This is a genomic window from Ramlibacter tataouinensis (assembly GCF_027941915.1).
GTDB classification, from domain to species: domain Bacteria; phylum Pseudomonadota; class Gammaproteobacteria; order Burkholderiales; family Burkholderiaceae_C; genus Ramlibacter; species Ramlibacter tataouinensis_C.
On sequence record NZ_CP116009.1, the window covers coordinates 4054613 to 4078483 of the forward strand.

A 23871-nucleotide genomic window follows, 5' to 3' on the forward strand; every position below is an offset into this window, starting at 1 on the left:
TGTCACATCCGCACCATGCGCGCCGCGATCAGCGGCAGGTCGAGCGGGCGCAGCTTGGGGCGGTGGAGGAAGGTGTCGAAGCCCAGGGCTTCGATCCGGTCGAGGATCCGCAGGCCGCCCTGCACGACGCCGCGCAGCTCCCAGCCGGCGCGGCCGGGCACCCGGTGCACCAGCGGCGCGCCCTCCAGCATCAGGCCGCGGGCCCACGCGCATTCGTCGCGCACCAGGGCCTGCCTGTGCCCCGGGTCCGAGTCGGCCGGCGCCAGCGGATCGACGCCGTGCGCCCGGCAGTCGTCTTCGGGGAGGTAGCGGCGGCCGCGTGCGAGGTCCTGGCCGATGTCCTGCCAGAAGTTGATCAGCTGCAGCGCCGTGCAGATCGCATCGGACCGGGCCAGCGAAGCCGCGTCCTCGACCTGGTACAGGTGCAACATCAGGCGGCCGACCGGGTTGGCGGAGCGGCGGCAGTAGTCCAGCAATTCGGCCCGATCGCGATAGCCGGCGCCGTCGCGGGTCCGGGCCACGTCCTGCTCGAAGGCGCTGAGCAGATCCTGGAGCAAGGGCAGGGGAAGCCGCCAGTCGCGGAGGGCACCGGCCAGGGGGCCGAAGACCTGCGGCCAGCGCGCGGAGGGACCGCCGGCAGTCGCCGCCGCCGCCAGGTCGGCCCGGTACTCGGCCAGGGCGGCCAGCCGCTGGGCTGGGCTGGCGCTGCCCTCGTCCGCCAGGTCGTCTGCGGTGCGGGCGAACCAGTAGATCGCGGCCACCACCGGCCGCAGCCGCGGCGGGCACAGCCAGGAGGCGACGGGGAAGTTCTCGTAGTGGTCGACGGACCTTGCGGATGGGTTGGCGGTCACGGGCCGAGATTCTCGCCTTGACAGCGCCCGGGGCTCGCCATTAGATTACTAACCGGTCAGTCAGTAACCTTTCCCGTTCCTTCTTTCCCCCCATGAATCAGCCTTCCGCATTCCCCTGGCGGCTCGCTTCGCTGGTCCTGGCCACCGCGCTGGCGGCCTGCTCCAAGCCGCAACCCGCGCCCGAACCGGTGCGATCGGTCAAGGTCCTGACGGTGGGCACCAGCGCCCTCGCGTCGTCGCACGAGTACGCCGGCGAGGTGCGGCCGCGAGTGGAGTCGCGCCTGGGCTTCCGCGTGGCCGGCAAGATCGTCCAGCGCCACGCGGAACTGGGCCAGCGCGTGCGGTCCGGCCAGGTGCTGGCGCAGCTGGACGCCCAGGATTACCGGCTGGCCGCCGATGCGGCGCGCGCCCAGGTGGCCGCGGCCGCCACCCAGCGCGACCTGGCCGCCGCCGACTTCAAGCGCTTCGCCGCGCTGAAGGACCAGAACTTCATCAGCGGCGCCGAGCTGCAGCGGCGCGAGGCGTCGCTCAAGGCGGCCCAGGCGCAACTGGACCAGGCCCAGGCGCAACTCGCCGGGCAGGCCAACCAGGCGGGCTACACCCGCCTGTCGGCCGACGCCGACGGCGTCATCACCGGCATCGAGGCCGAACCGGGCCAGGTGGTCAATGCCGGCTCGCCGGTGGTGCGCATCGCCCGCGACGGCCCGCGCGACGTGGTGTTCTCGGTGCCCGAGGACAAGGTGGCCCGCACCCGGCCCGGCTCGCCGGTGGCGGTGCGGCTGTGGGCCGGCGGCGAGGTGGTGCAGGGCGAGGTGCGCGAAGTGGCGGCCAGCGCCGACCCGGTCACGCGCACCTACTCCGTCAAGGTGTCGCTGCCCGCCGGGGCCCAGCCGCCGCTTGGATCGACCGCCTACGTGTCGCCGCAGGCGCCGGGCACGGCCGGCACCCCCGTGATCAAGCTGCCCACCAGCGCGCTGCGCCAGGAGGGGCAGGGCAGCGCCGTCTGGGTGCTGGACCGCGCCAGCATGACGGTGCGCTCGCAGCCGGTGCAGATCGCCACGGCGGACGGCAACGAGGCCGTGATCGCGGGCGGCCTGCAGCCCGGCATGCTGGTCGTTTCGGCCGGCGTGCACGTGCTGGCGCCGGGGCAGAAGGTGCGCATCTACGAGGAGCGCACCGCCACGGCGGGAGCGGCCCGGCCGGCGCCGGCGCAACCGGCGGTCGCGGCGACCGCCGCCGTGCAGCCGGTGGCTGCGCGATGAGGGCGCCCATGGACGGCGAAGGCGGCGAGCGGCCGCGCTTCAACCTGTCGAAGTGGGCGCTGGAGCATCCGGCGCTGACGCGCTACCTGATGGTGGCCCTGCTGGTGCTGGGCTTCGCCGCCTACTTCCAGCTCGGGCAGGACGAGGACCCGCCCTTCACCTTCCGCGCCATGGTGGTGCGCACCTACTGGCCGGGCGCCACCGCGCAGCAGGTGGCCGAGCAGGTCACCGACAAGATCGAGCGCACGCTGCAGGAGGTGCCGTATGCCGACATCATCCGCAGCTACTCCAAGCCGGGCGAGTCGCAGATCATCTTCCAGATCAAGGACTCGTCCCGCCCGTCCGAGGTCGCCCAGGTCTGGTACACGGTGCGCAAGAAGGTCGGCGACATGCGCTTGACCCTGCCGCAGGGCGTCCAGGGGCCGTTCTTCAACGACGAGTTCGGCGACGTCTATGGCGTGATCTATGCGCTGCAGGCCGAACCGGGCTTCAGCTACGCCGAGCTCAAGACCTTCGCCGACGAGGTGCGCCAGCAGCTGCTGCGGGTGCCCGACGTCGCCAAGGTGGAACTGTTCGGCGTGCAGGACGAGAAGCTCTACGTCGAGGTCTCGCAGAAGCGCCTGGCCCAGCTCGGGCTGGACCTGAACCAGGTGCTGCAGCAGCTGGGCCAGCAAAACGCGGTGGAATCGGCCGGCGCGGTGCAGACGCCGCTGGACGTGGTGCAGGTGCGCGTGGGCGGCCAGTTCCAGGCGGTGGAGCAGCTGGCGGCCATGCCGATCCGCGGCAGCTCGGGCAATCAGCTGCGGCTGGGCGACATCGCCGAGATCCGGCGCGCCTACGTCGATCCGCCGGTGATCAAGGTGCGCCACGACGGCCACGAGGTGATCGCCCTGGGCGTGTCGATGGCCAAGGGCGGCGACATCATCCGGCTGGGCGACGCGCTGCGCGCGGCCTTCCACCGCATCGAGGATGGCCTGCCGGCCGGCATCCGGCTGGTGCAGGTACAGGACCAGCCGAGGGCGGTGGCGAGCTCGGTCAACGAGTTCGTCAAGGTGCTGGTCGAGGCGGTGGTGATCGTGCTGGCCGTCAGCTTCGTCAGCCTGGGCCTGCACAAGCGGCCGGACGCGCCGGCGCTGCCGATGTGGAAGCGCTGGTACGTGGACATGCGCCCCGGCCTGGTGGTGGGCATCACCATCCCGCTGGTGCTGGCGGTGACCTTCCTGGCGATGCAGTACTGGGGCATCGGCCTGCACAAGATCTCGCTGGGCTCGCTGATCATCGCGCTCGGCTTGCTGGTGGACGACGCCATCATTGCGGTCGAGATGATGGTGCGCAAGATGGAGGAGGGCTACGACAAGGTCCGCGCCGCCACCTTCGCCTACGAGGTCACGGCCATGCCGATGCTGACCGGCACGCTGATCACAGCCGCCGGCTTCCTGCCGATCGGTCTGGCCAGATCGACCGTCGGCGAATACACGTTCGCGATCTTCGCGGTGACCGCCATTGCCCTGGTGCTGAGCTGGCTGGTGTCGGTGTACTTCGTGCCCTACCTGGGCACGCTGCTGCTCAAGGCCAAGCCGGTGTCGGCCGAGCACCACGAGCACTTCGACACGCCGTTCTACCGGACTTTCCGGCGCACGGTGGACTGGTGCGTGGAGCACCGCTGGACCACCATCGTCGCGACGCTGGCGGTGTTCGCGCTCGGCATCGCCGGCATGGGCAAGGTGCAGCAGCAGTTCTTTCCCGACTCCAGCCGGCCGGAGGTGCTGGTGGCGCTGTGGTCGCCCGAGGGCACCTCGTTCACGGCCAACGAGGACGTGGCCCGGCGGGTCGAGGCGCGCCTGCTGCGCGAGCCGGGCGTCACCGGCGTCAGCGCCTGGATCGGCTCGGGCGTGCCGCGCTTCTACCTGCCGCTGGACCAGGTGTTCCCGCAGACCAACGTGTCGCAGCTGATCGTGATGCCGCAGGACCTGCGCACGCGCGAGGCCCTGCGGGTGCGGCTGCCGGCGCTGCTGGCCGAGGAGTTCCCCGAGGTGCGCGGCCGCGTGACCCTGTTGCCCAACGGACCGCCGGTGCCCTACCCGGTGATGTTCCGGGTGGTCGGGCCCGACCCGGCGCAGCTGCGCGCGCATGCCGACGAAGTCAAGGTCCTGATGCGGGCCAGCCCCAACATGCGCGGCGTCAACGACAACTGGAACGAGCCGGTCAAGGTGCTGCGGCTGGAGGTGGACCAGGCCAAGGCGCGCGCGCTGGGCGTGACCAGCCAGTCGATCGCCCAGGCCGCGCGCACCATCCTGGCCGGCACCCCGGTCGGCCAGTACCGCGAGGGCGACAAGCTGATCGACATCGTGCTGCGCCAGCCGCTGGACGAGCGCGACGCCATCACCGACCTGGGCAACGCCTACCTGCCGACGGCATCCGGCAAGGCCATCCCGCTGGTGCAGATCGCCCGGCCGGTGTTCACCTGGGAGCCCGGGGTGATGTGGCGCGAGAACCGCAGCTACGCCATCACGGTGCAGGGCGACGTGGTGGAAGGCCTGCAGGGCGCGACCGTCACCGATGAACTGCTGCCCAAGCTGCGCGAGCTCGAGGCGAAATGGACGCCCGGCTACCACATCCAGGTGGCCGGTGCGGTGGAGGAGAGCGCCAAGGGCTCCTCCTCGATCGCGGTCGGCGTGCCGGTGATGCTGTTCATCACCTTCACCCTGCTGATGCTGCAGCTGCAAAGCTTCAGCCGCGCGCTGCTGGTGTTCCTGACCGGGCCGCTGGGCATCGCCGGGGTGGCCGCGGCCCTGCTGCTGCTGGACCGGCCGTTCGGTTTCGTCGCGCTGCTGGGCGTGATCGCGCTGATGGGGATGATCCAGCGCAACTCGGTGATCCTGGTCGACCAGATCGAGCAGGACTGCGCCCGCGGCGTGCCTACCTGGAATGCCATCGTCGAGTCCGCCGTGCGGCGGCTGCGGCCGATCGTGCTGACGGCGGCGGCGGCCGTACTGGCCATGATCCCGCTCTCGCGCTCGGTGTTCTGGGGACCGATGGCGGTGGCGATCATGGGCGGGCTGATCGTCGCCACCGTGCTGACGCTGCTGGCGCTGCCGGCGATGTACGCCGCCTGGTTCCGCGTGCGCCGGCCCGATGCCGCCACGGCTGAGCAGGCGCCGGCCAAGCCCTTGCCGGCGTAAGCATTAAAATCGCAAGTTGACCGAATTCGGGCGGGCGGCCGGTGTTCCAATCCGGCCGCCCGCCCTGCTTTTGGACTGCGCGGGTGGCGAAATTGGTAGACGCACCAGGTTTAGGTCCTGACGCCTTCACGGGCGTGTCGGTTCGAGTCCGACCCCGCGCACCACACCCGACCCATCGAAGAGAGAACCACCATGGCCGTGAACGTTGAAACCCTGGACAAGCTCGAGCGCAAGATCACGCTGACGCTGCCTGCCGATGCGATCAAGTCGGAAGTCGATTCGCGCCTCAAGCGCCTGGCACGCACCGTCAAGATGGACGGCTTCCGGCCCGGCAAGGTGCCGATCAACGTGGTGGCCCAGCGGTACGGCTACTCGGTGCACTTCGAGGTGATGAACGACAAGGTCGGCGAGGCGTTCGCCCAGGCCGCCAACGAGGCCAAGCTGCGCGTGGCCGGGCAGCCCAAGATCACCGAGAAGGAAGAAGCGCCCGAAGGGCAGCTGGCCTTCGACGCCGTGTTCGAGGTGTTCCCCGAGGTCAAGATCGGCGACCTGGCGACGGCCGAGGTCGAGAAGCTGTCGGCCGAGGTCAGCGACGAAGCGATCGACAAGACCCTGGACATCCTGCGCAAGCAGCGCCGCACCTTCGCCCAGCGCGCCCAGGATGCCGGCGCCCAGGACGGCGACCGCGTGACGGTGGACTTCGAGGGCAAGATCGACGGCGAGCCGTTCCAGGGCGGCAAGGCCGCCGACTTCCAGTTCCTGGTGGGCGAAGGCCAGATGCTCAAGGAATTCGAGGACGCCGTGCGCGGCATGAAGTCGGGCGAGAGCAAGACCTTCCCGCTGGCCTTCCCCGAGGACTACCACGGCAAGGACGTGGCCGGCAAGACCGCCGACTTCATGGTGACGGTCAAGAAGATCGAGGCCGCGAAGCTGCCGGAAGTCAACGAGGAACTGGCCAAGTCGCTGGGCATTGCCGAAGGCACGGTCGAGGCCCTGCGCGCCGACATCAAGAAGAACCTGGAGCGCGAAGTCAAGTTCCGCCTGCTGTCGCGCAACAAGCAGGCCGTGATGGACGCGCTGGTGGCCAAGGCCGAGCTGGACCTGCCCAAGAGCAGCGTGCAAGCCGAGGTGGACCGCATGGTCGAGGGCGCCCGCGCCGACCTGAAGCAGCGCGGCGTGAAGGACGCCGACAAGGCCCCGATCCCCGACGAGCTGTTCCGCCCGCAGGCCGAGCGCCGCGTGCGCCTGGGCCTGGTGGTGGCCGAGCTGGTGCGCGCCAACGAGCTGCAGGCCAAGCCGGAGCAGATCCGCGCGCACGTCGAGGAACTGGCCGCCAGCTACGAGAAGCCGGCCGAGGTGGTGCGCTGGTACTACGGCGACAACCGCCGCCTGGCCGAGGTCGAGGCCGTGGTGATCGAGAACAACGTCACGCAGTACGTGCTCGGCAAGGCCCAGGTCAAGGACAAGCAGGTCTCGTTCGACGAGCTGATGGGGCAGGGCTGACCGCCCGCCGGTGCGCCGGACGATGGGGCCCCGCCGGACTTGCAGTCCGGGGCGCGGGCCCCATCTGCGTTTTTGGCTACAGTAAGAGCCGCACTTCGAAAGCGAAAGCCCCTATTTCCCATGAGCGCACTTGATACCCAGGCCCTCGGCATGATTCCGATGGTCATCGAGCAGTCCGGCCGCGGCGAACGCTCCTACGACATCTACTCGCGACTGCTCAAGGAGCGCGTGGTGTTCCTCGTGGGCCCGGTGAACGACCAGACCGCGAACCTGGTGGTCGCGCAGCTGCTGTTCCTGGAGAGCGAGAACCCGGACAAGGACATCTCGTTCTACATCAACTCCCCGGGCGGCAGCGTGAGCGCCGGCATGGCGATCTACGACACCATGAACTTCATCAAGCCCGACGTCTCGACGCTGTGCACCGGCATGGCGGCCAGCATGGGCGCCTTCCTGCTGTCGGCAGGCGCCAAGGGCAAGCGGTTCTCGCTGCCGCACTCCAAGGTCATGATCCACCAGCCGCTGGGCGGCATGCAGGGCCAGGCCAGCGACATCGAGATCCATGCGCGCGACATCCTCAAGACCCGCGCGCTGCTCAACAAGATCCTGGCGGAGAACACCGGTCAGCCGCTGGAGCGCATCGAGCGCGACACCGAGCGCGACTATTTCCTGTCGGCCGACGAGGCCAAGGACTACGGCCTGGTCGACCAGGTCATCGCCAAGCGGCCCTGAGGGCGCCCGGCGGCCGGGGAGCGGGAGGCATTTCGCACTTGGCAACCGGGTGTCGGCGCTCTCCAGTCCCCGAGCTCGAGGCTCAGCCCCTTCCCCTTATCATTGAACTTCCAGCCGCCGACGAACCCAGCCATGGCCGACAAAAAAGGCTCATCCAGCGAAAAGACCCTCTACTGCTCGTTCTGCGGCAAGAGCCAGCACGAGGTCAAGAAGCTCATCGCCGGGCCCTCGGTGTTCATCTGCGACGAGTGCATCGACCTGTGCAACGAGATCATCCGCGACGAACTGCCCGCGGGTGAAGAGCAGCGCGAGGCGCGCGGCGACCTGCCGACGCCGGCCGAGATCAAGTCCAACCTCGACAACTACGTCATCGGCCAGGAGGCCGCCAAGCGGTCGCTGTCGGTCGCGGTCTACAACCACTACAAGCGGCTGCGCCACAAGGACAAGGCCAAGAAGGACGATGTCGAGCTCACCAAGAGCAACATCCTGCTGATCGGCCCCACCGGCAGCGGCAAGACGCTGCTGGCGCAGACGCTGGCACGCATGCTGGACGTGCCGTTCGTGATGGCCGACGCCACCACGCTGACCGAGGCCGGCTACGTGGGCGAGGACGTCGAGAACATCATCCAGAAGCTGCTGCAGAGCTGCAACTACGAGGTCGAGCGGGCCCAGCGCGGCATCGTGTACATCGACGAGATCGACAAGATCTCGCGCAAGTCGGACAACCCCAGCATCACGCGGGACGTCTCGGGCGAGGGCGTGCAGCAGGCCCTGCTCAAGCTGATCGAGGGCACCATGGCCAGCGTGCCGCCGCAGGGCGGACGCAAGCATCCCAACCAGGACTTCCTGCAGATCGACACCACCAACATCCTGTTCATCTGCGGCGGCGCCTTCGCCGGCCTGGAGAAGGTGATCGAACAGCGCACCGAAGGCTCGGGCATCGGCTTCGGCGCCGCGGTCAAGAGCAAGCGCGAGCGCAGCCTGACCGACATGTTCCGCGAGGTCGAGCCGGAAGACCTGATCAAGTTCGGACTGATCCCCGAGCTGGTCGGCCGCATGCCGGTGGTGGCCACGCTGGCCGAGCTCTCGGAAGACGCGCTGATCCAGATCCTGACCGAGCCGAAGAACGCGCTGGTCAAGCAGTACGCCAAGCTGCTGGGCATGGAAGGTGTGGACCTCGAGATCCGCCCCAGCGCGCTGCGCGCGATCGCCCGCAAGGCGCTAGCGCGCAAGACCGGTGCCCGCGGCCTGCGCTCGATCCTGGAGCAGTCGCTGATCGACACCATGTTCGACCTGCCCAACACGGCCAACGTCGACAAGGTGGTGGTGGACGAGTCCACCATCGAAGAGAACAAGCCGCCGCTGCTGGTGTACCGCGAGGCGGCGCGCAAGGCCTGAAGCCGGGCGCTTGCCGGCCTTGCGGCGCATGCGGTCCGGCGGCACCGGGCCGCTTCCATCGGGCTCGCAGGTCCGCCGCTGCGGCAAGGCCGTGTGGTCAATTGCCGTCAGCCGGGCCCGTCATTCGTCCCTGCGAGCCCCCACTCGCCGCCGACGGGTTGAAAATAGGCGCTGGCCGCCCAACTGCGGCTGGACAACCAAGGATCCTCATGTCCGGACACATTCCCCTTCCCGCCACCCCCCTCGAGCTGCCGCTGTTGCCGCTGCGCGACGTGGTGGTGTTTCCCCACATGGTGATCCCGCTGTTCGTCGGCCGGCCCAAGAGCATCAAGGCGCTCGAGGCGGCGATGGAGGCGGAGCGCCGCATCATGCTGGTGGCGCAGAAGGCGGCCGCCAAGGACGAGCCCTCGGTCAACGACATGTTCGAGGTCGGCTGCATCTCCACCATCCTGCAGATGCTCAAGCTGCCCGACGGCACCGTGAAGGTGCTGGTCGAGGGCCAGCAGCGGGCCCAGGTGGACCAGATCGTCGAAGGCGAGCAGCACTTCGTCGCCACCGTCACCCCGGTCGATGGCAGCGGCCAGGCCGGCAAGTCCAGCGAGGTCGAGGCGCTGCGCCGCGCCGTGATGCAGCAGTTCGACCAGTACGTGAAGCTGAACAAGAAGATTCCGCCGGAGATCCTCACCTCGATCTCCAGCATCGACGATGCCGGCCGCCTGGCCGACACCATCGCGGCCCACCTGCCGCTGAAGCTGGACAGCAAGCAGGTCGTGCTGGACCTGTCCGACGTCAAGGGCCGGCTGGAGAACCTGTACGAGCAGATCGAGCGCGAGGTCGACATCCTCAACGTCGACAAGAAGATCCGCTCGCGCGTCAAGCGCCAGATGGAGAAGAACCAGCGCGACTTCTACCTGAACGAGCAGGTCAAGGCGATCCAGAAGGAGCTGGGCGAGGGCGAAGAGGGCGCCGACATCGAGGAGATCGAAAAGAAGATCAAGGCGGCCAAGATGCCCAAGGACGCCCTCAAGAAGGCCGAGGGCGAGCTCAAGAAGCTCAAGCTGATGTCGCCGATGTCGGCCGAGGCGACCGTGGTGCGCAACTACATCGACGTGCTGGTCGGCCTGCCCTGGAGCAAGCGCACCAAGATCAGGCACAACCTCGGCCACGCCGAGGACGTCCTCAACGAGGACCACTACGGCCTGGAGAAGGTCAAGGACCGCATCCTCGAGTACCTCGCGGTGCAGCAGCGCGTGGACAAGGTCAAGGCGCCTATCCTGTGCCTGGTCGGCCCGCCCGGCGTCGGCAAGACCTCGCTCGGACAGTCGATCGCCAAGGCCACCGGCCGCAAGTACGTGCGCATGGCGCTGGGCGGCATGCGCGACGAGGCCGAGATCCGCGGCCACCGCCGCACCTACATCGGCGCGCTGCCCGGCAAGGTCCTGCAGTCGCTGTCCAAGGTCGGCACGCGCAACCCGCTGTTCCTGCTGGACGAGATCGACAAGCTGGGCACCGACTTCCGCGGCGATCCCTCCAGCGCGCTGCTGGAGGTGCTGGATCCCGAGCAGAACCACACCTTCAGCGACCACTACGTCGAGGTCGACTTCGACCTGTCCGACGTTATGTTCGTGGCGACCTCCAACTCCATGAACATCCCGCCGGCGCTGCTGGACCGGATGGAGGTGATCCGCCTGTCGGGCTACACCGAGGACGAGAAGACCAACATCGCCATCAAGTACCTGCTGCCCAAGCAGATGAAGAACAACGGCGTCAAGGACAACGAACTCGAGGTCACCGAAGACGCCATCCGCGACATCGTGCGCTACTACACGCGCGAGGCCGGCGTGCGCTCGCTCGAGCGCGAGCTGTCCAAGATCTGCCGCAAGGTGGTCAAGGGCCTGCAGTTGAAGAAGATGACGCCCCAGGTGCGCGTCACGGCGGAGAACCTGAACGACTTCCTGGGCGTTCGCAAGCACACCTATGGCCGTGCCGAGCAGCAGAACCAGGTCGGCCAGGTGGTCGGACTGGCCTGGACGGAGGTCGGCGGCGACCTGCTCACCATCGAGGCCGCGCTCATGCCCGGCAAGGGCAACGTCCTGCGCACGGGCTCGCTGGGCGACGTGATGAAGGAGTCGGTGGAAGCCGCGCGCACCGTGGTGCGCAGCCGGGCCCGCCGCCTGGGCGTCAGCGACGAGGTGTTCGAAAAGAAGGACCTGCACATCCACGTGCCCGATGGCGCCACGCCCAAGGACGGCCCGAGCGCGGGTGCCGCAATGACGACTGCGCTGGTCTCGGCGCTGACCGGCATCCCGGTGCGCGCCGACGTCGCCATGACCGGCGAGATCACGCTGCGCGGCGAGGTCACTGCGATCGGCGGCCTCAAGGAGAAGCTGCTCGCCGCGCTGCGCGGCGGCATCAGGACCGTGCTGATCCCGGAGGAGAACGCCAAGGACCTGCAGGAGATCCCCGAGAACGTGAAGAACGGCCTGGAGATCGTGCCGGTCAAGTGGATCGACAAGGTGCTGGAAGTCGCGCTGGAGCGCCAGCCCACGCCGCTGTCGGAAGACGATGCGCGCGTGGCCGCGGCGCCGCTGCCGGCGGCCAAGGGCGATGGCAAGCCTGCGGCGCCGGCGTCGGTGAAGCACTGAGCGAAAATATTTCGATCGCACTTGCTGCAACGCTGAAAATTGCCCTATACTTGAGGGCTTACGCGGGAGTAGCTCAGTTGGTAGAGCGCAACCTTGCCAAGGTTGAGGTCGAGAGTTCGAGACTCTTCTCCCGCTCCAGTCAACGTAGAAAGGGAAGCGCCTCGCTTCCCTTTTTCTTGGCAACATGGCATCCAGCGGCGCGGTAGCAAAGCGGTTATGCAGCGGATTGCAAATCCGCCCAGGCCGGTTCGACTCCGGCCCGCGCCTCCAGTCCCAGCAGCTCCGGTCAACCGGGGCTGCTTTTTTTTTGGCGTACAGTGGCCGCGTGGTCTGCGCCGCCTCGATGGTGAAATCGGTAGACACAGCGGACTTAAAATCCGCCGCTCGCTGCAAGGCGGCGTACCGGTTCGAGTCCGGTTCGAGGCACCAATCCCCAATGTCGGAGCCCCCGACCGCAGGCGCCGGCGCACAGGCAGGACCCAGATGGCCCACTACGACAACGCCCCTTTCGAGATCCACGTGCACGGCGACGTGCCGCTGCGCGCGGACGTCACCTACGAGCAGCTGCAGGAGGCGCTCAAGCCCCTGTGGAAGTACGCGGGCGCCAAGTCGCTTGCCGACGGCGCCGAAAGTGCCTACGAGGAGGAGCCGGGCATCCGCTTCGATGCGCACGAGCACCTGCTGACCCTGTGCTGGACCGTCGGCGGCGACCAGGACTTCCGCCAGTCGCTCGACGAGATGTGCATGAGCCTGAACGAGCTGGCCGAGCAGGGCGCCGCCATCGAGGTGAGCTTCTACGACGCCGAGTTCGACGAGGACGAGGAGCCGCCCGAGGCCGAGGCGCGCGACGACTTCCTGATGCTGTTCGTCGGCCCGACGCCGGCGGCCATCATGCAAGTGCAGCGCGACCTGCTGGTGGAAGACGTGGTCGGCCTGATGGAACGCCACTTCGACAGCCAGGAGCTGGGCGGCGTGGTGGCCGAGATCGACCGCCTGTTCTCCGAGCGCTTCGACGCGCTGGTCAACTCGCTCGAGATCGGCAAGCCGCCGCGCGGCAGCGGCGGTGGCGGCCACGGCGGGGGTCGCCGGCCGCGGCACCTGCACTGAATGGTCGCGCACGACGCCCTGAACCCCGGCGTGCGCAAGCGCGAGGTGTTCGGCTGGGCGATGTACGACTTCGCCAACTCGGGCTACACCACGGTGGTCATCACCGCGGTGTTCGCGGCCTACTTCGTCGGTGGCATCGCCGGCAAGGCGCCGTGGGCCACGTTCGCCTGGACGGCGGCGCTGAGCGTGTCGTACGCGATCGTGATGCTCACCATGCCCAGCCTCGGTGCGTGGGCCGACCTGCGTGCCGCCAAGAAGCGGCTGCTGGTGCTGGTGACAGCGGGTTGCGTGGTCAGTACCGCTGCCCTGTCTTTGGCCGGCCCCGGTTCGGTGGCGCTGGCGATGCTGCTGATCATCGTCTCCAACACCTTCTATAGCTACGGCGAATCGCTGACCGGAGCCTTCCTGCCGGAGCTGGCGCGGCCCGAGGCCATGGGCCGGGTCAGCGGCTGGGGCTGGGGCTTCGGCTACTTCGGCGGCATGCTGGCCCTCGGCATCTGCCTGGCCTATGTGCTGTGGGCGCAGAAGCAAGGCATCGCAGCCGATCACTTCGTGCCGGTCACCATGCTGCTGACGGCGGCCCTCTACGGCGCGGCTTCGCTGGTCACCTTCCGCCTGCTGCGCGAACGCGCCCAGCCCAGTGCGCAGGCGCTTCAGCAGGGCGGAGTGCGCGCGTCGCTGCGGCAGTTGCACGCGACGTTCCGGCAGGCGCGGCGTTTCCGCGACTTCATGTGGCTGCTGGCTTGCCTGGTGTGCTACCAGGGCGGGGTGGCGGTGGCGATCACGCTGGCGGCGATCTATGCCGAACAGGTGATCGGCTTTCGCCAGCAGGAAACCATGGTGCTGATCTTCGTGCTCAACCTGGCCGCGGCCGGCGGCGCCCTCGCCTGGGGCTACCTGCAGGACCGCATCGGCCACAAGCCGGCGCTGGCGCTGACGCTGGTGGGCTGGGTTGCCACCTGCGTGATCGCGGCGGTGACCACCACCAAGGGCGGCTTCTGGTGGGCCGCAGCCATCGCCGGCCTGTGCATGGGATCGAGCCAGTCGTCCGGCCGCGCGATGGTGGGCATGTTCGCGCCGCGCCGGCAGGCGGCCGAGTTCTTCGGCCTGTGGTCCTTCGCCGTGCGCCTGGCCAGCATCATCGGGCCCCTGAGCTACGGCGCCATCACCTGGGCCACCGGCGGCAACCAGCGCACCGCCATCCTGTCCACCAGCGTGCTGTTCCTGGCCGGGCTGGTGCTGCTGCTGAAGGTCGACGTGCAGCGCGGCCGCCGAGCGGCACTGCAGGCGCAGGATGAAGCGCCGTCCGGGGAACTGGCGCCCGCCTGAACGGACTCCACCAGGCCTTCCCTGTGGGTCGCCCCCCGTGCAGAGCGGGCTCAGTCGATGCGGTGCCGGACGTAGCCGGCGGCGGGAAACTGCACCAGTTCGAACGCCAGGTCTGCACCGCGCTGGAACGGCGTGGTTCCGTGCCGGCCGCCGTAGAAGCCGTCGGCCAGCAGGCGCGAGAGGTTGAGGCTGACGCCGACGTAGGCGTCCCTGCGGCGCTCGCCGCCCGGCGTGAACCGGGCCTGGTAGCCGATGCCGACCTCCAGGTAGCGCAGGACCGGATGGCGACGAAGCGATTCGAAGCCATCCGCCTTGGCCATCAGCAGGTAACGCTGGCCGGCGTAGTCGCCGAAAGGATCGAAGCGCGACCCGGTGGAGCGCCGGTAGCCGAAGCGGAAGTCGAACTTCGCGTCCAGTTCCGGCTGATCTTCCATCAGCACGCCCAGGCCGGCTCCGGCGATGTTCATCAGCGCATCTTCCCCGCTGAACCGCCATTTGCGCGAGAAGCCGTCCAGCACCTCGATGCCGGTGAAGATGCCGATGGTGGTCCAGGCCGCCAGCCGCACCGACTCGTCGGCGCCGTTGCCGGCGGCCCGGAAGGCCCGGGAGAGCAGGCGCACGCTGGCGTAGTTGGTGAACATGTGACCGAGCTTGTCCGTGCCGCCGTAGTCCGTTCCCCGGCCGAACCAGCCTTCACCGCGGGTCTTGAAGCCGCCGCCAAAGCCCTGGTCCCACCACTTGGCATGCCCATAGGCCAGGAAGGCCGCACTGCTGGCGCCGATGATCAGGGCGTTGCGCTGGTCCAGGTCGAAGCCTGAACGCTCCAGATACGCGAACGGCCCCGCCGCTTTGCCCGGCAGGCTGTCTTCGTCGGCCGCTGCGACCGAGCGCCCCGCGATGGCTTCTCCCGGGGCAGGCGCGGCGTCGGGCACCTGGGCATTCGAGGTCGCCGGATAACTCGCCAGCACGCAGCTCGCCGCGATGAGCGCCAGGCGGACTACGATCGCTTGATCGGCTGGACGACGGTGGATGGAGGGCATGGGCTCGGTCGCCCAATGTATGGCTTGCGCCGCACCCTGGAGGCGCACTCAATGCTGATGAGTGGACCTTCTTGCGATTGGTTGCCGGTCGCTCACCGGTCCGGTTGCCGGATCTGCGCGGCCGCGCGCGAACGCGGTGCCCGGGCGGGGCGAAGGAATCTCGACCTCACACGCCCGGGGCGCAAGACCCAGGGGGCTGCGGATGCGGCCCGCTGCGTGCCGCGAGCCGCCGGCCGCTCAGGCCGCCGCTACCGGGATGCTCTTGAATTCGCCCGTGGCAATGCGCCGGCTCCACTCGGCCGGGCCGGTGACGTGGGCGCTGGTGCCGCCGGCGTCGACGGCCACGGTCACCGGCATGTCGACCACCTCGAACTCGTAGATGGCTTCCATGCCCAGGTCCTCGAAGCCGACCACGCGGGCCTTCTTGATGGCCTTGGACACCAGGTAGGCGGCACCGCCCACCGCCATCAGGTACGCGGACTTGTGCTTCTGGATGGCCTGGATCGCTTCCGGCCCGCGCTCGGCCTTGCCGATCATGGCGATCAGGCCGGTCTTCTCGAGCATCATCCCGGTGAACTTGTCCATGCGGGTCGCCGTCGTGGGGCCGGCCGGGCCCACGGCCTCTTCGCGCACCGGATCGACCGGGCCGACGTAGTAGATCACGCGGTTGGTGAAGTCCACCGGCAGGGGCTCGCCCTTGGCCAGCAGGTCCTGGATGCGCTTGTGCGCGGCGTCGCGGCCGGTGAGCATCTTGCCGTTCAGCAGCAGGGTGTCGCCGGGCTTCCAGCTCGCGACCTCTTCACGCGTGAGCGTGTCGAGGTTGACGCGCCGGCTCTTGCCGGTGTCGGGCATCCAGTCGACCTTGGGCCACAGGTCCAGGCTGGGTGGATCCAGGTAGACCGGGCCGGAGCCGTCCAGCACGAAGTGCGCGTGGCGGGTGGCGGCGCAGTTGGGAATCATGGCGACCGGCTTGCTGGCCGCGTGCGTCGGATACAGCTTGATCTTGACGTCCAGCACGGTGGTCAGGCCGCCCAGGCCCTGCGCACCGATGCCGAGCGCATTGACCTTCTCGTACAGCTCCAGCCGCAGCTCCTCGACCTGGGTCAGCTTCTCGCCCTTGGCGGCCTTGGCCTGGAGCTGGTACATGTCCAGGTCGTCCATCAGGCTTTCCTTGGCCATCAGCGCCGCCTTCTCGGCCGTGCCGCCGATGCCGATGCCCAGCATGCCGGGCGGGCACCAGCCGGCGCCCATGGTAGGCACGGTCTTGAGCACCCAGTCGACCAGCGAGTCGCTCGGGTTGAGCATCGCCAGCTTGCTCTTGTTCTCGCTGCCGCCGCCCTTGGCCGCCACGGTCACATCGACGGTGTTGCCGGGCACGATCTCGGTGAAGATCACCGCCGGCGTGTTGTCCTTCGTGTTCTTGCGCGCGAACAGCGGATCGGCCACCACGCTGGCGCGCAGCGTGTTGTCCGGGTGGTTGTAGCCACGCCGCACGCCTTCGTTGACCGCGTCCTCCAGGCTGCCGCTGAAGCCTTCGAAGCGCACGTCCATGCCGACCTTGAGGAACACGTTGACGATGCCGGTGTCCTGGCAGATCGGCCGGTGGCCGGTCGCGCTCATCTTGCTGTTGGTCAGGATCTGCGCGATCGCGTCCTTGGCCGCCGGGCTCTGCTCGCGCTCGTACGCGCGAGCCAGGTGGGCAATGTAGTCGCTCGGGTGGTAGTAGCTGATGTACTGCAGCGCCGCCGCGATGGATTCGATCAGGTCGGCTTGCTGGATGGTGGTCGGCATGGTCTTGGGACGGTGATGCAGGGCTTACCCGCATTATCCCAAACGCAGCTGAGCCCCCATGGGCGCCAGCCCGTGTCCTGTTTCGCGGCGCGCCGGGCGCACGGTGCGCACGATCCAGGCGGCGCCTGACGGGAACTTCCCTAGTGCTTGGCGGCCATCGGCGCGGAGGCCTTGGCAGCCGGGCCGTCGGCCTGCAGCGTGATGGCGTTGGACGCCAGGTTGCCCAGGCTCATGTACTTCTGGACGATCTCCAGTTGCCCGCGCGCGTCCCGCTTGAGTACGTAGAGCCCGGTTTCGCTCACCGCACCGCCGCGCAGCATCTCCGAACCGGCGGCGAACAGGTCCGGATGGTTGCGGATCGTGTTCTCGTGGGCCGTGATCACCGTGTTGGTGCCAGGCTTGATGGGTACTGTGGTGAGCAGCGCCTGCAGGCCATCGCGGAAGGCGGCCTCGTTGGTCGTGTTAGTCACGGGTGTATGGATCAGGCTGTGGCTGACGACGTCGATGCGGGCAAAGGCCAGTTGCGCCATCTGGCGGGCCCGGCAGATCGGGGAACTCACCACCGTGCCCACCGGAATGCGTGCAGCCTCGAGGATCTTGCCCACCATCCGGGCCTCGGCCTCGCCGCGGGGTGTCAGGCACACGGCGTCCTTGTAGAACTGCTGCGAGGCATCCTCGCCGCTCATGGCCTCCCAGACGTCGAACGCGATCACCGAGTCCCATTTCTGCCGCTCCGGATGCCGGAAGTAGAGGATGAACCCCCCTTCACGCAGCGCTTGCGCGACTTCGAACAAGGATTTGGAGGAAGCTGGCGTGCGGGGTGCCCCGGCGTCGGCGCTGGAAGCGAGCAGGCCCTGCTCCCGGTTCTCCAGCGACCGCTGCAAGCCGAGAACAACCAGCAGGGAGATGCAGATGCCTCCCAGAAAGGCGATGAAAAGACTGAATCCCCTCGACATGAAACCCTCCTGTGTTGGGAGGGGAGTGTACGGTTCAGCTGCCGACGTGCACAGGGCCGTCTTTCTGTTGTTGCATCGGGTTGATGCTGACGCCGATGGCGCCGGCCTTCCAGCACCCGACCAGGCTGGAACGGGAAGAAGCCGACGATCCGCTGGTTCTTCTCGAGGACCGGGACATGGACGTCCTCGCGCACTTCGGCAACCGCGCGCCCCGTCGCAGCGATGAACGGGTTCGGCTTGTGCGGCAGCGGGCGGGTGCGCGCTGCCGCACCGTCAGTGGCTGCTGGCCAGCCGGGCCAGGGTGCCGGCAGCGGGCGGTGCACGGCGGCTGTCCACCGCCGACAGGGACGAGGCCCCGCTGTCCTCGGTGCTCGAGTAGATGCCGCAGCCCAGGACGACGCGGTCCACCACCTCGACATAGACCGACTTGGGTTCGATCCGCCCCGTGCGGGGGTTGAGGATCTTGAAGTCGGTCCAGCCCGATCCATGCTGGCGCGCCAGGTTCAGGATGTCGTGGCCGTACAGCCGGCCGTCGGCGTCGCGCAGGTCCACGCCGGAGGTGCCGACCAGGCTCAGGTCGGGCGCGTAGGCGAGCCGCTTGCCGTCGGCCAGGTCCAGCGCAAAGATGTAGTACTCGCCCCTGACGAAACGGCCGCGGTGGTCGTTGAAGTCGGCGCAGGCGCGCTGGGCCCCCAACTTTCGCAGGTGCGCCACCGCTTCCTTGACCATGGACACGACCTTGCCGCGCTCGGCACCCCGGTCCAGCTTGAAGCGGCTGACCACGTCCAGCAGCTGGGCGGCCTCGTGCTCGAACGATGCCGCGGCGGCACTGGCTTCCTCCACCAGGGTGGCGTTCTGCTGGTTGGCCGAATCGATCTGCACCACGGCCTGGTTGATCGCCTCCACGCCCGCGCGCTGCTCGGCCGAGGCCATGGCGATGCCGGCGATCACGTCGCTGACGTCCTTGACGCAGCCGACCACGTCCATCAGGGTGCCTTCGGCGGCACCGACCATCCTGCGGCCCTGTTCCACGCTGCCGACCGAGTCGGCGATCAGGCCCTTGATCTCCTTGGCGGCGGCCGCGCTGCGCTGGGCCAGGTTGCGCACCTCGGTGGCCACCACGGCAAAACCGCGGCCCTGTTCGCCGGCGCGCGCCGCCTCCACCGCCGCATTGAGCGCCAGGATGTTGGTCTGGAAGGCAATGCCTTCCACCGTGGACAGGATGTCGCCGACGCGGCGCGCGCTCTCGTCGATCTGGCGCATGGTGGCCGCCAGTTGCTGCATCTGGGTCGCGGCCTTGCCGGCCACCTCGCGGGCCCCGGTGGCCAGTTCGCTGGCGCGGGAGCAGTCGCTGGCGTTCTGCTGCGCGCTGGCCGCCAGCTCCTCCATCCCCGAGGCCGTCTGCTCCAGCGAAGCGGCCTGGGCCTGGGTGCGTTGCGCGAGGTGATGGTTGCCCTCGGCGATGTCGCGCGCCGACAGCACGATGCCCTCGGCGCTGGCGCGCACCTGGCGCACGATCTCGGCCAGCCGGTCGTTCATCTTCAGGATGGCCGCCCAGAGCTGGGACGAGTCGTTGTTGGTGGAGTCCTCGCCCATGCTCTCGCGGCTGTTGACCAGCTCGCCGGCGGACACCCGCTCGGTCATGCGGATCAGGCGGCTGACGCCGGACGTCATGTAGGCGTAGACGGAAGCCTGCATGTAGAGGCCGGCGAGAGCGAACAGGGTGGCCAGCGGCAGCAGGACGCCGGAGGGTCCGCCCAGGGCCGCCGCCAGCCCGAGCAGCACGGCGACGACGAACAGGCCGCCGGCCAGTGCAAAGCCGACCAGGAAGCTCACGCGCTTGAGCACGCTGAACGCGGGTGTCAACAACCACTTCGGCATCGGAGCCTCCTCGTCCGTGGCGCCGCCGACCAGCTGGCGGCGCACTGCGGAGCCATCTTATGCCGGTGCCGGCGGACTCATCAAGGCGGTTGGCCCCGAGGATCGAACCGGCGGTGCTGCCCGGCTGCCCGTCGGCGACGCAGGGCGCAAGGACGGTCCACGAGCTGCGGCCCTATGCTACGGTGCACCTGTAACCGGAGCGACAACGGCATGAACCAGCGCACCGAACGCGACACCTTCGGTCCCATCGAGGTCCCGGCGGACCGGCTGTGGGGCGCCCAGACGCAGCGCTCGCTGCAGAACTTCGCCATCTCCGGCGAGCGCCAGCCGCGCGAGATCATCCGGGCGCTGGTGCAGGTCAAGCGCGCCTGCGCGATCGTCAACCGCGAGCTGGGGCTGCTGGACGAGCGCAAGGCGGCCGCTATCGTGGCCGCGGCCGACGAAGTGCTGGCCGGCGGCCACGAGGCCGAGTTCCCGCTGGTGGTCTGGCAAACCGGCTCCGGTACCCAGACCAACATGAACGTCAACGAGGTGCTGGCCAATCGCGCCAGCGAGTTGCTGGGCGGGCCGCGCGGCGACGGCCGGCTGGTGCACCCGAACGACGAGGTCAATCGCAGCCAGTCGTCCAACGATGTGTTCCCGACCGCGATGCACGTGGCGGCGACGGAGGCCCTGCGCAACCGCTTGCTGCCGGCCCTGGTGCGGCTGCAGGCCACGCTGCAAGGCAAGAGCGAGGCCTTCGCCGGTATCGTCAAGATCGGCCGCACGCACCTGCAGGACGCGACGCCGCTGACGCTGGGCCAGGAGTTCTCCGGCTACGTGGCCCAGTTGCAGCAGGCAGGCCGGCACGTGGAGGCGTCGCTGCCGCACCTGTGCGAACTGGCGCTGGGGGGTACCGCGGTGGGCACCGGGCTGAACGCCCCGGCCGGCTATGCCGACAAGGTTGCGCAGGAGCTGGCGCGCCTGACCGGCTTGCCCTTCGTCAGCGCGCCCAACAAGTTCGAGGTCATGGCGGCGGCCGACGCGCTGGTGCACGCGCACGGCGCGCTCAAGGGCCTGGCGGCCAGCCTGATGAAGATCGCCAACGACGTGCGCTGGCTGGCCAGCGGCCCGCGCAGCGGCATCGGCGAACTGTCGATCCCGGAGAACGAACCGGGTTCGTCGATCATGCCCGGCAAGGTCAACCCGACCCAGAGCGAAGCCGTCACCATGCTGTGCTGCCAGGTGTTCGGCAACGACGTGGCGATCAACGTCGGCGGCGCCTCGGGCAACTTCGAGCTGAACGTGTTCCGGCCGATGATCGCGCACAACTTCCTGCAGAGCGTGCGCCTGCTGGCCGACGGCATGGACAGCTTCAACGACCACTGCGCCGTGGGCATCGAGCCCAACCGCGAGCGCATCGCGGAGCTGGTGGGCCGCTCGCTGATGCTGGTCACGGCCCTCAACCCGCACATCGGCTACGACAAGGCCGCGCAGATCGCCAAGAAGGCGCACCAGGAAGGCAGGACGCTGCGCGAGGCGGCGATCGCCAGCGGCCATGTGACCGCCGAGCAGTTCGACCGGTGGGTGCGGCCGGAGGACATGGTCGGGCCCCAATGAAAACGCGCCCGGGAAGGGCGCGCCAAAAGGACAAGGGGCCGCGCGGCCCCTTGCCTGCTTCTTCGCTTACAGCGTGTCGATGAACGACCGCAGCTTGTCCGACCGGCTCGGGTGCTTGAGCTTGCGCAGCGCCTTGGCCTCGATCTGGCGGATGCGCTCGCGCGTGACGTCGAACTGCTTGCCAACTTCCTCCAGCGTGTGGTCGGTGCTCATCTCGATGCCGAAGCGCATGCGCAGCACCTTGGCCTCGCGCGGGGTGAGCGAGTCCAGGATGTCCTTGACCACGTCGCGCAGGCCGGCCTGCATCGCGGCCTCGATCGGGGCCGTGTTGCCGGTGTCCTCGATGAAGTCGCCCAGGTGCGAATCGTCGTCGTCGCCGATCGGCGTCTCCATGGAGATCGGCTCCTTGGCGATCTTCATGATCTTGCGGATCTTGTCCTCGGGGATCTCCATCTTGGACGCCAGGATGCCGGCGTCCGGCTCGAAGCCGAACTCCTGCAGGTGCTGGCGCGAGATGCGGTTCATCTTGTTGATGGTCTCGATCATGTGCACCGGGATGCGGATGGTGCGCGCCTGGTCGGCGATCGAGCGCGTGATCGCCTGGCGGATCCACCACGTGGCGTACGTCGAGAACTTGTAGCCGCGACGGTATTCGAACTTGTCGACCGCCTTCATCAGGCCGATGTTGCCTTCCTGGATCAGGTCCAGGAACTGCAGGCCGCGGTTGGTGTACTTCTTGGCGATGGAGATCACCAGCCGCAGGTTGGCCTCGATCATCTCCTTCTTGGCCTCGCGCGAGCTGGCCTCGCCCTCGTTCATGCGGCGGTTGATCTCCTTGAGCTCGGTCAGCGGCACCACGACCTGGGACTGCACGTCCATCAGTTTCTGCTGGAGTTCCTGCACCGGCGGGATGTTGCGGGCCAGCACGGTGCTCCAGGGCTTGCCGGCGGCGGCCTGCTTCTCCACCCACTTGAGGTTCAGCAGGTTGGGCGGGAACTCCTTGATGAAGGTTTCCTGCGGCATGCCGCACTTGTCGACGATGATGCGGCGCAGCTCGCGCTCCTTCCTGCGCACGTCGTCGACCTGGGCGCGCACCATGTCGCACAGCTTCTCGATGGTCTTGGCCGTGAAGCGGATGGTCATCAGCTCATCGGACAGGGCGTGCTGCGCCTTCATGTACGCCGGAGTGCCGTAGCCCTCCTTGTCGTACACCTTGTGCACCTTCTCGAACAGGCCCGCGATGCGGTCGAAGCGCTCGAGCGCCTGCGACTTGAGCTCCTCGAGCTTCTTGGTCAGCGCCTTGGAGCCGCCGTTGCCGTCATCGTCGTCGTCGGCGTCGAACTCATCGAAGTCCTCCTCGGCCACGTAGTCGTCGGCCTCGTTGGGGTCGGAGAAGCCGTCCACCACGGTGGAGATGACGACCTTGCCCTCGCGGATCTCCGTGGCCATCTCCAGGATGGCAGCAATGGTGGCCGGAGAGGCGGAGATCGCCTCCATCATGGCCTGCAGGCCGGCCTCGATGCGCTTGGCAATCTCGATCTCGCCCTCGCGCGTGAGCAGCTCCACCGTGCCCATTTCGCGCATGTACATGCGCACCGGGTCGGTGGTGCGGCCGAATTCGCTGTCCACGGTGGACAGGGCGGCTTCGGCCTCCTCCTCGGCTTCTTCCACGGTCGCCGCGGTCGGCGTCGTGTTGTTCAGCAGGAGCATCTCGGCGTCCGGCGTCTGCTCGTACACCGCCACGCCCAGGTCGTTGAGCATCGTGACCACGACTTCCAGCGTCTCGGCGTCCACCAGCTTCTCGGGCAGGTGGTCGGTGATCTCGCCGTGGGTGAGGTAGCCGCGCGTCTTGCCCAGCGTGATCAGCGTCTTCAGGCGCTGGCGGCGCTTGGTCATCTCCTCTTCGGACAGGACGGTCTCGTCCAGGCCGAATTCCTTCATCAAGGCCCGTTCCTTGGCCTTGCTGATCTTCATGCGCAGCGGCTTGACCTTCTCGGGCGTCTCGGCCGCCGCTGCCGGTTCCTCGGCGAATTCGGCCTCGATGTCGGACAGGTCCGCGTCGTCGCCCTCGGGCTTCTCGGCGGACTTGGGCTTGCGGCCCCGCTTGGCTCCGGTGGCGGCCTTGGCCGGCGCGGCGGCCGCCTTCGGCGGGCGACCGGGCTTCTTCTTCACCGGCTCCTCGGCGGCCACCGCGGCCTTGGTCTTCTTCAACTCGTCCTTGGCGGCGGCTTTCTCGGTCTTGGCGCTGGTGGGGGTCTTGGTACTGCTGGACACGGGCTTGGCTTTCGTGGGGGACTGCTTCGCGGCCGCCTTGGCCGGCGGCGCCGGCGACTTGACGACCTTCAGCGCCGCCTTGGCGGGCGGCGAAGCGGGTTTGACCGGTTTTTTCGCGCCGGGTTTCGCTGGCGGCTTGGCGAGCTTCGCGGACTTGGATGCGGGCATGGACACCTCAGGACGTCACGATAAGGATGCGCCACAAACTACCCGGCGCGGGCGACAGGCCGCCACGCGGGCGCGGTCGGCCATGGCTGGGCAAGATGGGTGGGCGAACATTTGGAATGCAGTCCTTGCGGTGTGATGGCGCTGTCGTGATCGCAT

At 68.4% G+C, this 23871-nt stretch carries 15 protein-coding genes and 4 tRNA genes; 13 read left to right on the forward strand and 6 right to left on the reverse strand.

The window, feature by feature from the left end:
* Positions 1-2 precede the first annotated feature (2 nt).
* Positions 3-851 (reverse strand): squalene synthase HpnC, encoded by an 849-nt coding sequence (hpnC, locus tag PE066_RS19500; protein ID WP_271234183.1) that lies wholly within the window; start codon positions 849-851, stop codon positions 3-5.
* Between the two features lie 92 nt (positions 852-943).
* Between hpnC and PE066_RS19505 the strand changes: the two genes are divergently transcribed.
* The 12 genes from PE066_RS19505 to PE066_RS19560 all read left to right on the forward strand — a co-directional run bounded on the left by PE066_RS19505 (position 944) and on the right by PE066_RS19560 (position 14006).
* Positions 944-2113, forward strand: a complete 1170-nt coding sequence (locus PE066_RS19505; protein ID WP_271234184.1) for an efflux RND transporter periplasmic adaptor subunit — start codon at positions 944-946, stop codon at positions 2111-2113.
* 8 nt (positions 2114-2121) lie between these two features.
* Positions 2122-5295 (forward strand): efflux RND transporter permease subunit, encoded by a 3174-nt coding sequence (locus PE066_RS19510; protein ID WP_271234185.1) that lies wholly within the window; start codon positions 2122-2124, stop codon positions 5293-5295.
* Between the two features lie 77 nt (positions 5296-5372).
* Positions 5373-5459: transfer RNA gene (locus tag PE066_RS19515), tRNA-Leu, on the forward strand.
* Positions 5460-5487: 28 nt separating this feature from the next.
* Positions 5488-6798 (forward strand): trigger factor, encoded by a 1311-nt coding sequence (tig, locus tag PE066_RS19520; RefSeq protein ID WP_271234186.1) that lies wholly within the window; start codon positions 5488-5490, stop codon positions 6796-6798.
* A 120-nt stretch (positions 6799-6918) separates the two neighbouring features.
* Positions 6919-7527 (forward strand): ATP-dependent Clp endopeptidase proteolytic subunit ClpP, encoded by a 609-nt coding sequence (gene clpP, locus PE066_RS19525; protein ID WP_271234187.1) that lies wholly within the window; start codon positions 6919-6921, stop codon positions 7525-7527.
* Positions 7528-7659: 132 nt separating this feature from the next.
* Positions 7660-8925, forward strand: coding sequence for an ATP-dependent Clp protease ATP-binding subunit ClpX (clpX, locus tag PE066_RS19530; protein WP_271234188.1), 1266 nt, complete (start codon positions 7660-7662; stop codon positions 8923-8925).
* Positions 8926-9134: 209 nt separating this feature from the next.
* Positions 9135-11570, forward strand: a complete 2436-nt coding sequence (gene lon / locus PE066_RS19535) for an endopeptidase La (protein WP_271234189.1) — start codon at positions 9135-9137, stop codon at positions 11568-11570.
* 62 nt (positions 11571-11632) lie between these two features.
* Positions 11633-11708, forward strand: a tRNA-Gly gene (locus tag PE066_RS19540).
* A gap of 58 nt (positions 11709-11766) precedes the next feature.
* Positions 11767-11840, forward strand: a tRNA-Cys gene (locus PE066_RS19545).
* Positions 11841-11907: 67 nt separating this feature from the next.
* Positions 11908-11999, forward strand: a tRNA-Leu gene (locus PE066_RS19550).
* 54 nt (positions 12000-12053) lie between these two features.
* Entirely contained in the window at positions 12054-12677 is a 624-nt protein-coding gene (locus tag PE066_RS19555; protein ID WP_271234190.1) for a DUF6806 family protein, read from the forward strand.
* Positions 12678-14006, forward strand: a complete 1329-nt coding sequence (locus tag PE066_RS19560) for an MFS transporter (RefSeq protein ID WP_271234191.1) — start codon at positions 12678-12680, stop codon at positions 14004-14006. It abuts the gene before it with no gap.
* Between the two features lie 50 nt (positions 14007-14056).
* Here PE066_RS19560 and PE066_RS19565 read toward each other — a convergent pair whose 3' ends face one another.
* The 4 genes from PE066_RS19565 to PE066_RS19580 form a co-directional block, all read right to left on the reverse strand.
* Positions 14057-15046 carry a DUF2279 domain-containing protein gene (locus PE066_RS19565; protein ID WP_271234192.1) on the reverse strand — a complete coding sequence of 330 codons (990 nt, stop codon included), beginning with the start codon at positions 15044-15046 and terminating at the stop codon, positions 14057-14059.
* Between the two features lie 237 nt (positions 15047-15283).
* A complete protein-coding gene (locus PE066_RS19570; RefSeq protein WP_271234193.1) occupies positions 15284-16837 on the reverse strand; it encodes a fumarate hydratase in 1554 nt (517 codons plus the stop codon).
* Between the two features lie 140 nt (positions 16838-16977).
* Positions 16978-17793, reverse strand: coding sequence for a hypothetical protein (locus PE066_RS19575; RefSeq protein WP_271234194.1), 816 nt, complete (start codon positions 17791-17793; stop codon positions 16978-16980).
* A gap of 273 nt (positions 17794-18066) precedes the next feature.
* Complete coding sequence (locus tag PE066_RS19580) at positions 18067-19674, reverse strand: methyl-accepting chemotaxis protein (protein ID WP_271234195.1); 1608 nt, start codon at positions 19672-19674, stop codon at positions 18067-18069.
* A 210-nt stretch (positions 19675-19884) separates the two neighbouring features.
* Here PE066_RS19580 and fumC point away from each other — a divergent pair, with 210 nt between their 5' ends.
* On the forward strand, positions 19885-21273 hold the full coding sequence (gene fumC / locus PE066_RS19585; protein ID WP_271234196.1) for a class II fumarate hydratase: 1389 nt from the start codon (positions 19885-19887) through the stop codon (positions 21271-21273).
* 66 nt (positions 21274-21339) lie between these two features.
* Here the strand turns inward: fumC and rpoD are convergent, their stop codons facing one another.
* Positions 21340-23715: an RNA polymerase sigma factor RpoD gene (rpoD, locus tag PE066_RS19590; RefSeq protein WP_271234197.1), complete on the reverse strand. Its 2376-nt coding sequence runs from the start codon at positions 23713-23715 to the stop codon at positions 21340-21342.
* Between the last annotated feature and the right edge of the window lie 156 nt (positions 23716-23871).

What these genes read in the sequence shown, in the direction of transcription:
- PE066_RS19505 (WP_271234184.1), top strand. Translation starts at nt 944, where the DNA reads ATGAATCAGCCTTCCGCATTCCCCTGGCGGCTCGCTTCGCTGGTCCTG.
- PE066_RS19510 (WP_271234185.1), top strand. Translation starts at nt 2,122, where the DNA reads ATGGACGGCGAAGGCGGCGAGCGGCCGCGCTTCAACCTGTCGAAGTGG.
- tig (WP_271234186.1), top strand. Translation starts at nt 5,488, where the DNA reads ATGGCCGTGAACGTTGAAACCCTGGACAAGCTCGAGCGCAAGATCACG.
- clpP (WP_271234187.1), top strand. Translation starts at nt 6,919, where the DNA reads ATGAGCGCACTTGATACCCAGGCCCTCGGCATGATTCCGATGGTCATC.
- clpX (WP_271234188.1), top strand. Translation starts at nt 7,660, where the DNA reads ATGGCCGACAAAAAAGGCTCATCCAGCGAAAAGACCCTCTACTGCTCG.
- lon (WP_271234189.1), top strand. Translation starts at nt 9,135, where the DNA reads ATGTCCGGACACATTCCCCTTCCCGCCACCCCCCTCGAGCTGCCGCTG.
- PE066_RS19555 (WP_271234190.1), top strand. Translation starts at nt 12,054, where the DNA reads ATGGCCCACTACGACAACGCCCCTTTCGAGATCCACGTGCACGGCGAC.
- PE066_RS19560 (WP_271234191.1), top strand. Translation starts at nt 12,678, where the DNA reads ATGGTCGCGCACGACGCCCTGAACCCCGGCGTGCGCAAGCGCGAGGTG.
- PE066_RS19565 (WP_271234192.1), bottom strand. Translation starts at nt 15,046, where the DNA reads ATGCCCTCCATCCACCGTCGTCCAGCCGATCAAGCGATCGTAGTCCGC.
- PE066_RS19570 (WP_271234193.1), bottom strand. Translation starts at nt 16,837, where the DNA reads ATGCCGACCACCATCCAGCAAGCCGACCTGATCGAATCCATCGCGGCG.
- PE066_RS19575 (WP_271234194.1), bottom strand. Translation starts at nt 17,793, where the DNA reads ATGTCGAGGGGATTCAGTCTTTTCATCGCCTTTCTGGGAGGCATCTGC.
- PE066_RS19580 (WP_271234195.1), bottom strand. Translation starts at nt 19,674, where the DNA reads ATGCCGAAGTGGTTGTTGACACCCGCGTTCAGCGTGCTCAAGCGCGTG.
- fumC (WP_271234196.1), top strand. Translation starts at nt 19,885, where the DNA reads ATGAACCAGCGCACCGAACGCGACACCTTCGGTCCCATCGAGGTCCCG.
- rpoD (WP_271234197.1), bottom strand. Translation starts at nt 23,715, where the DNA reads ATGCCCGCATCCAAGTCCGCGAAGCTCGCCAAGCCGCCAGCGAAACCC.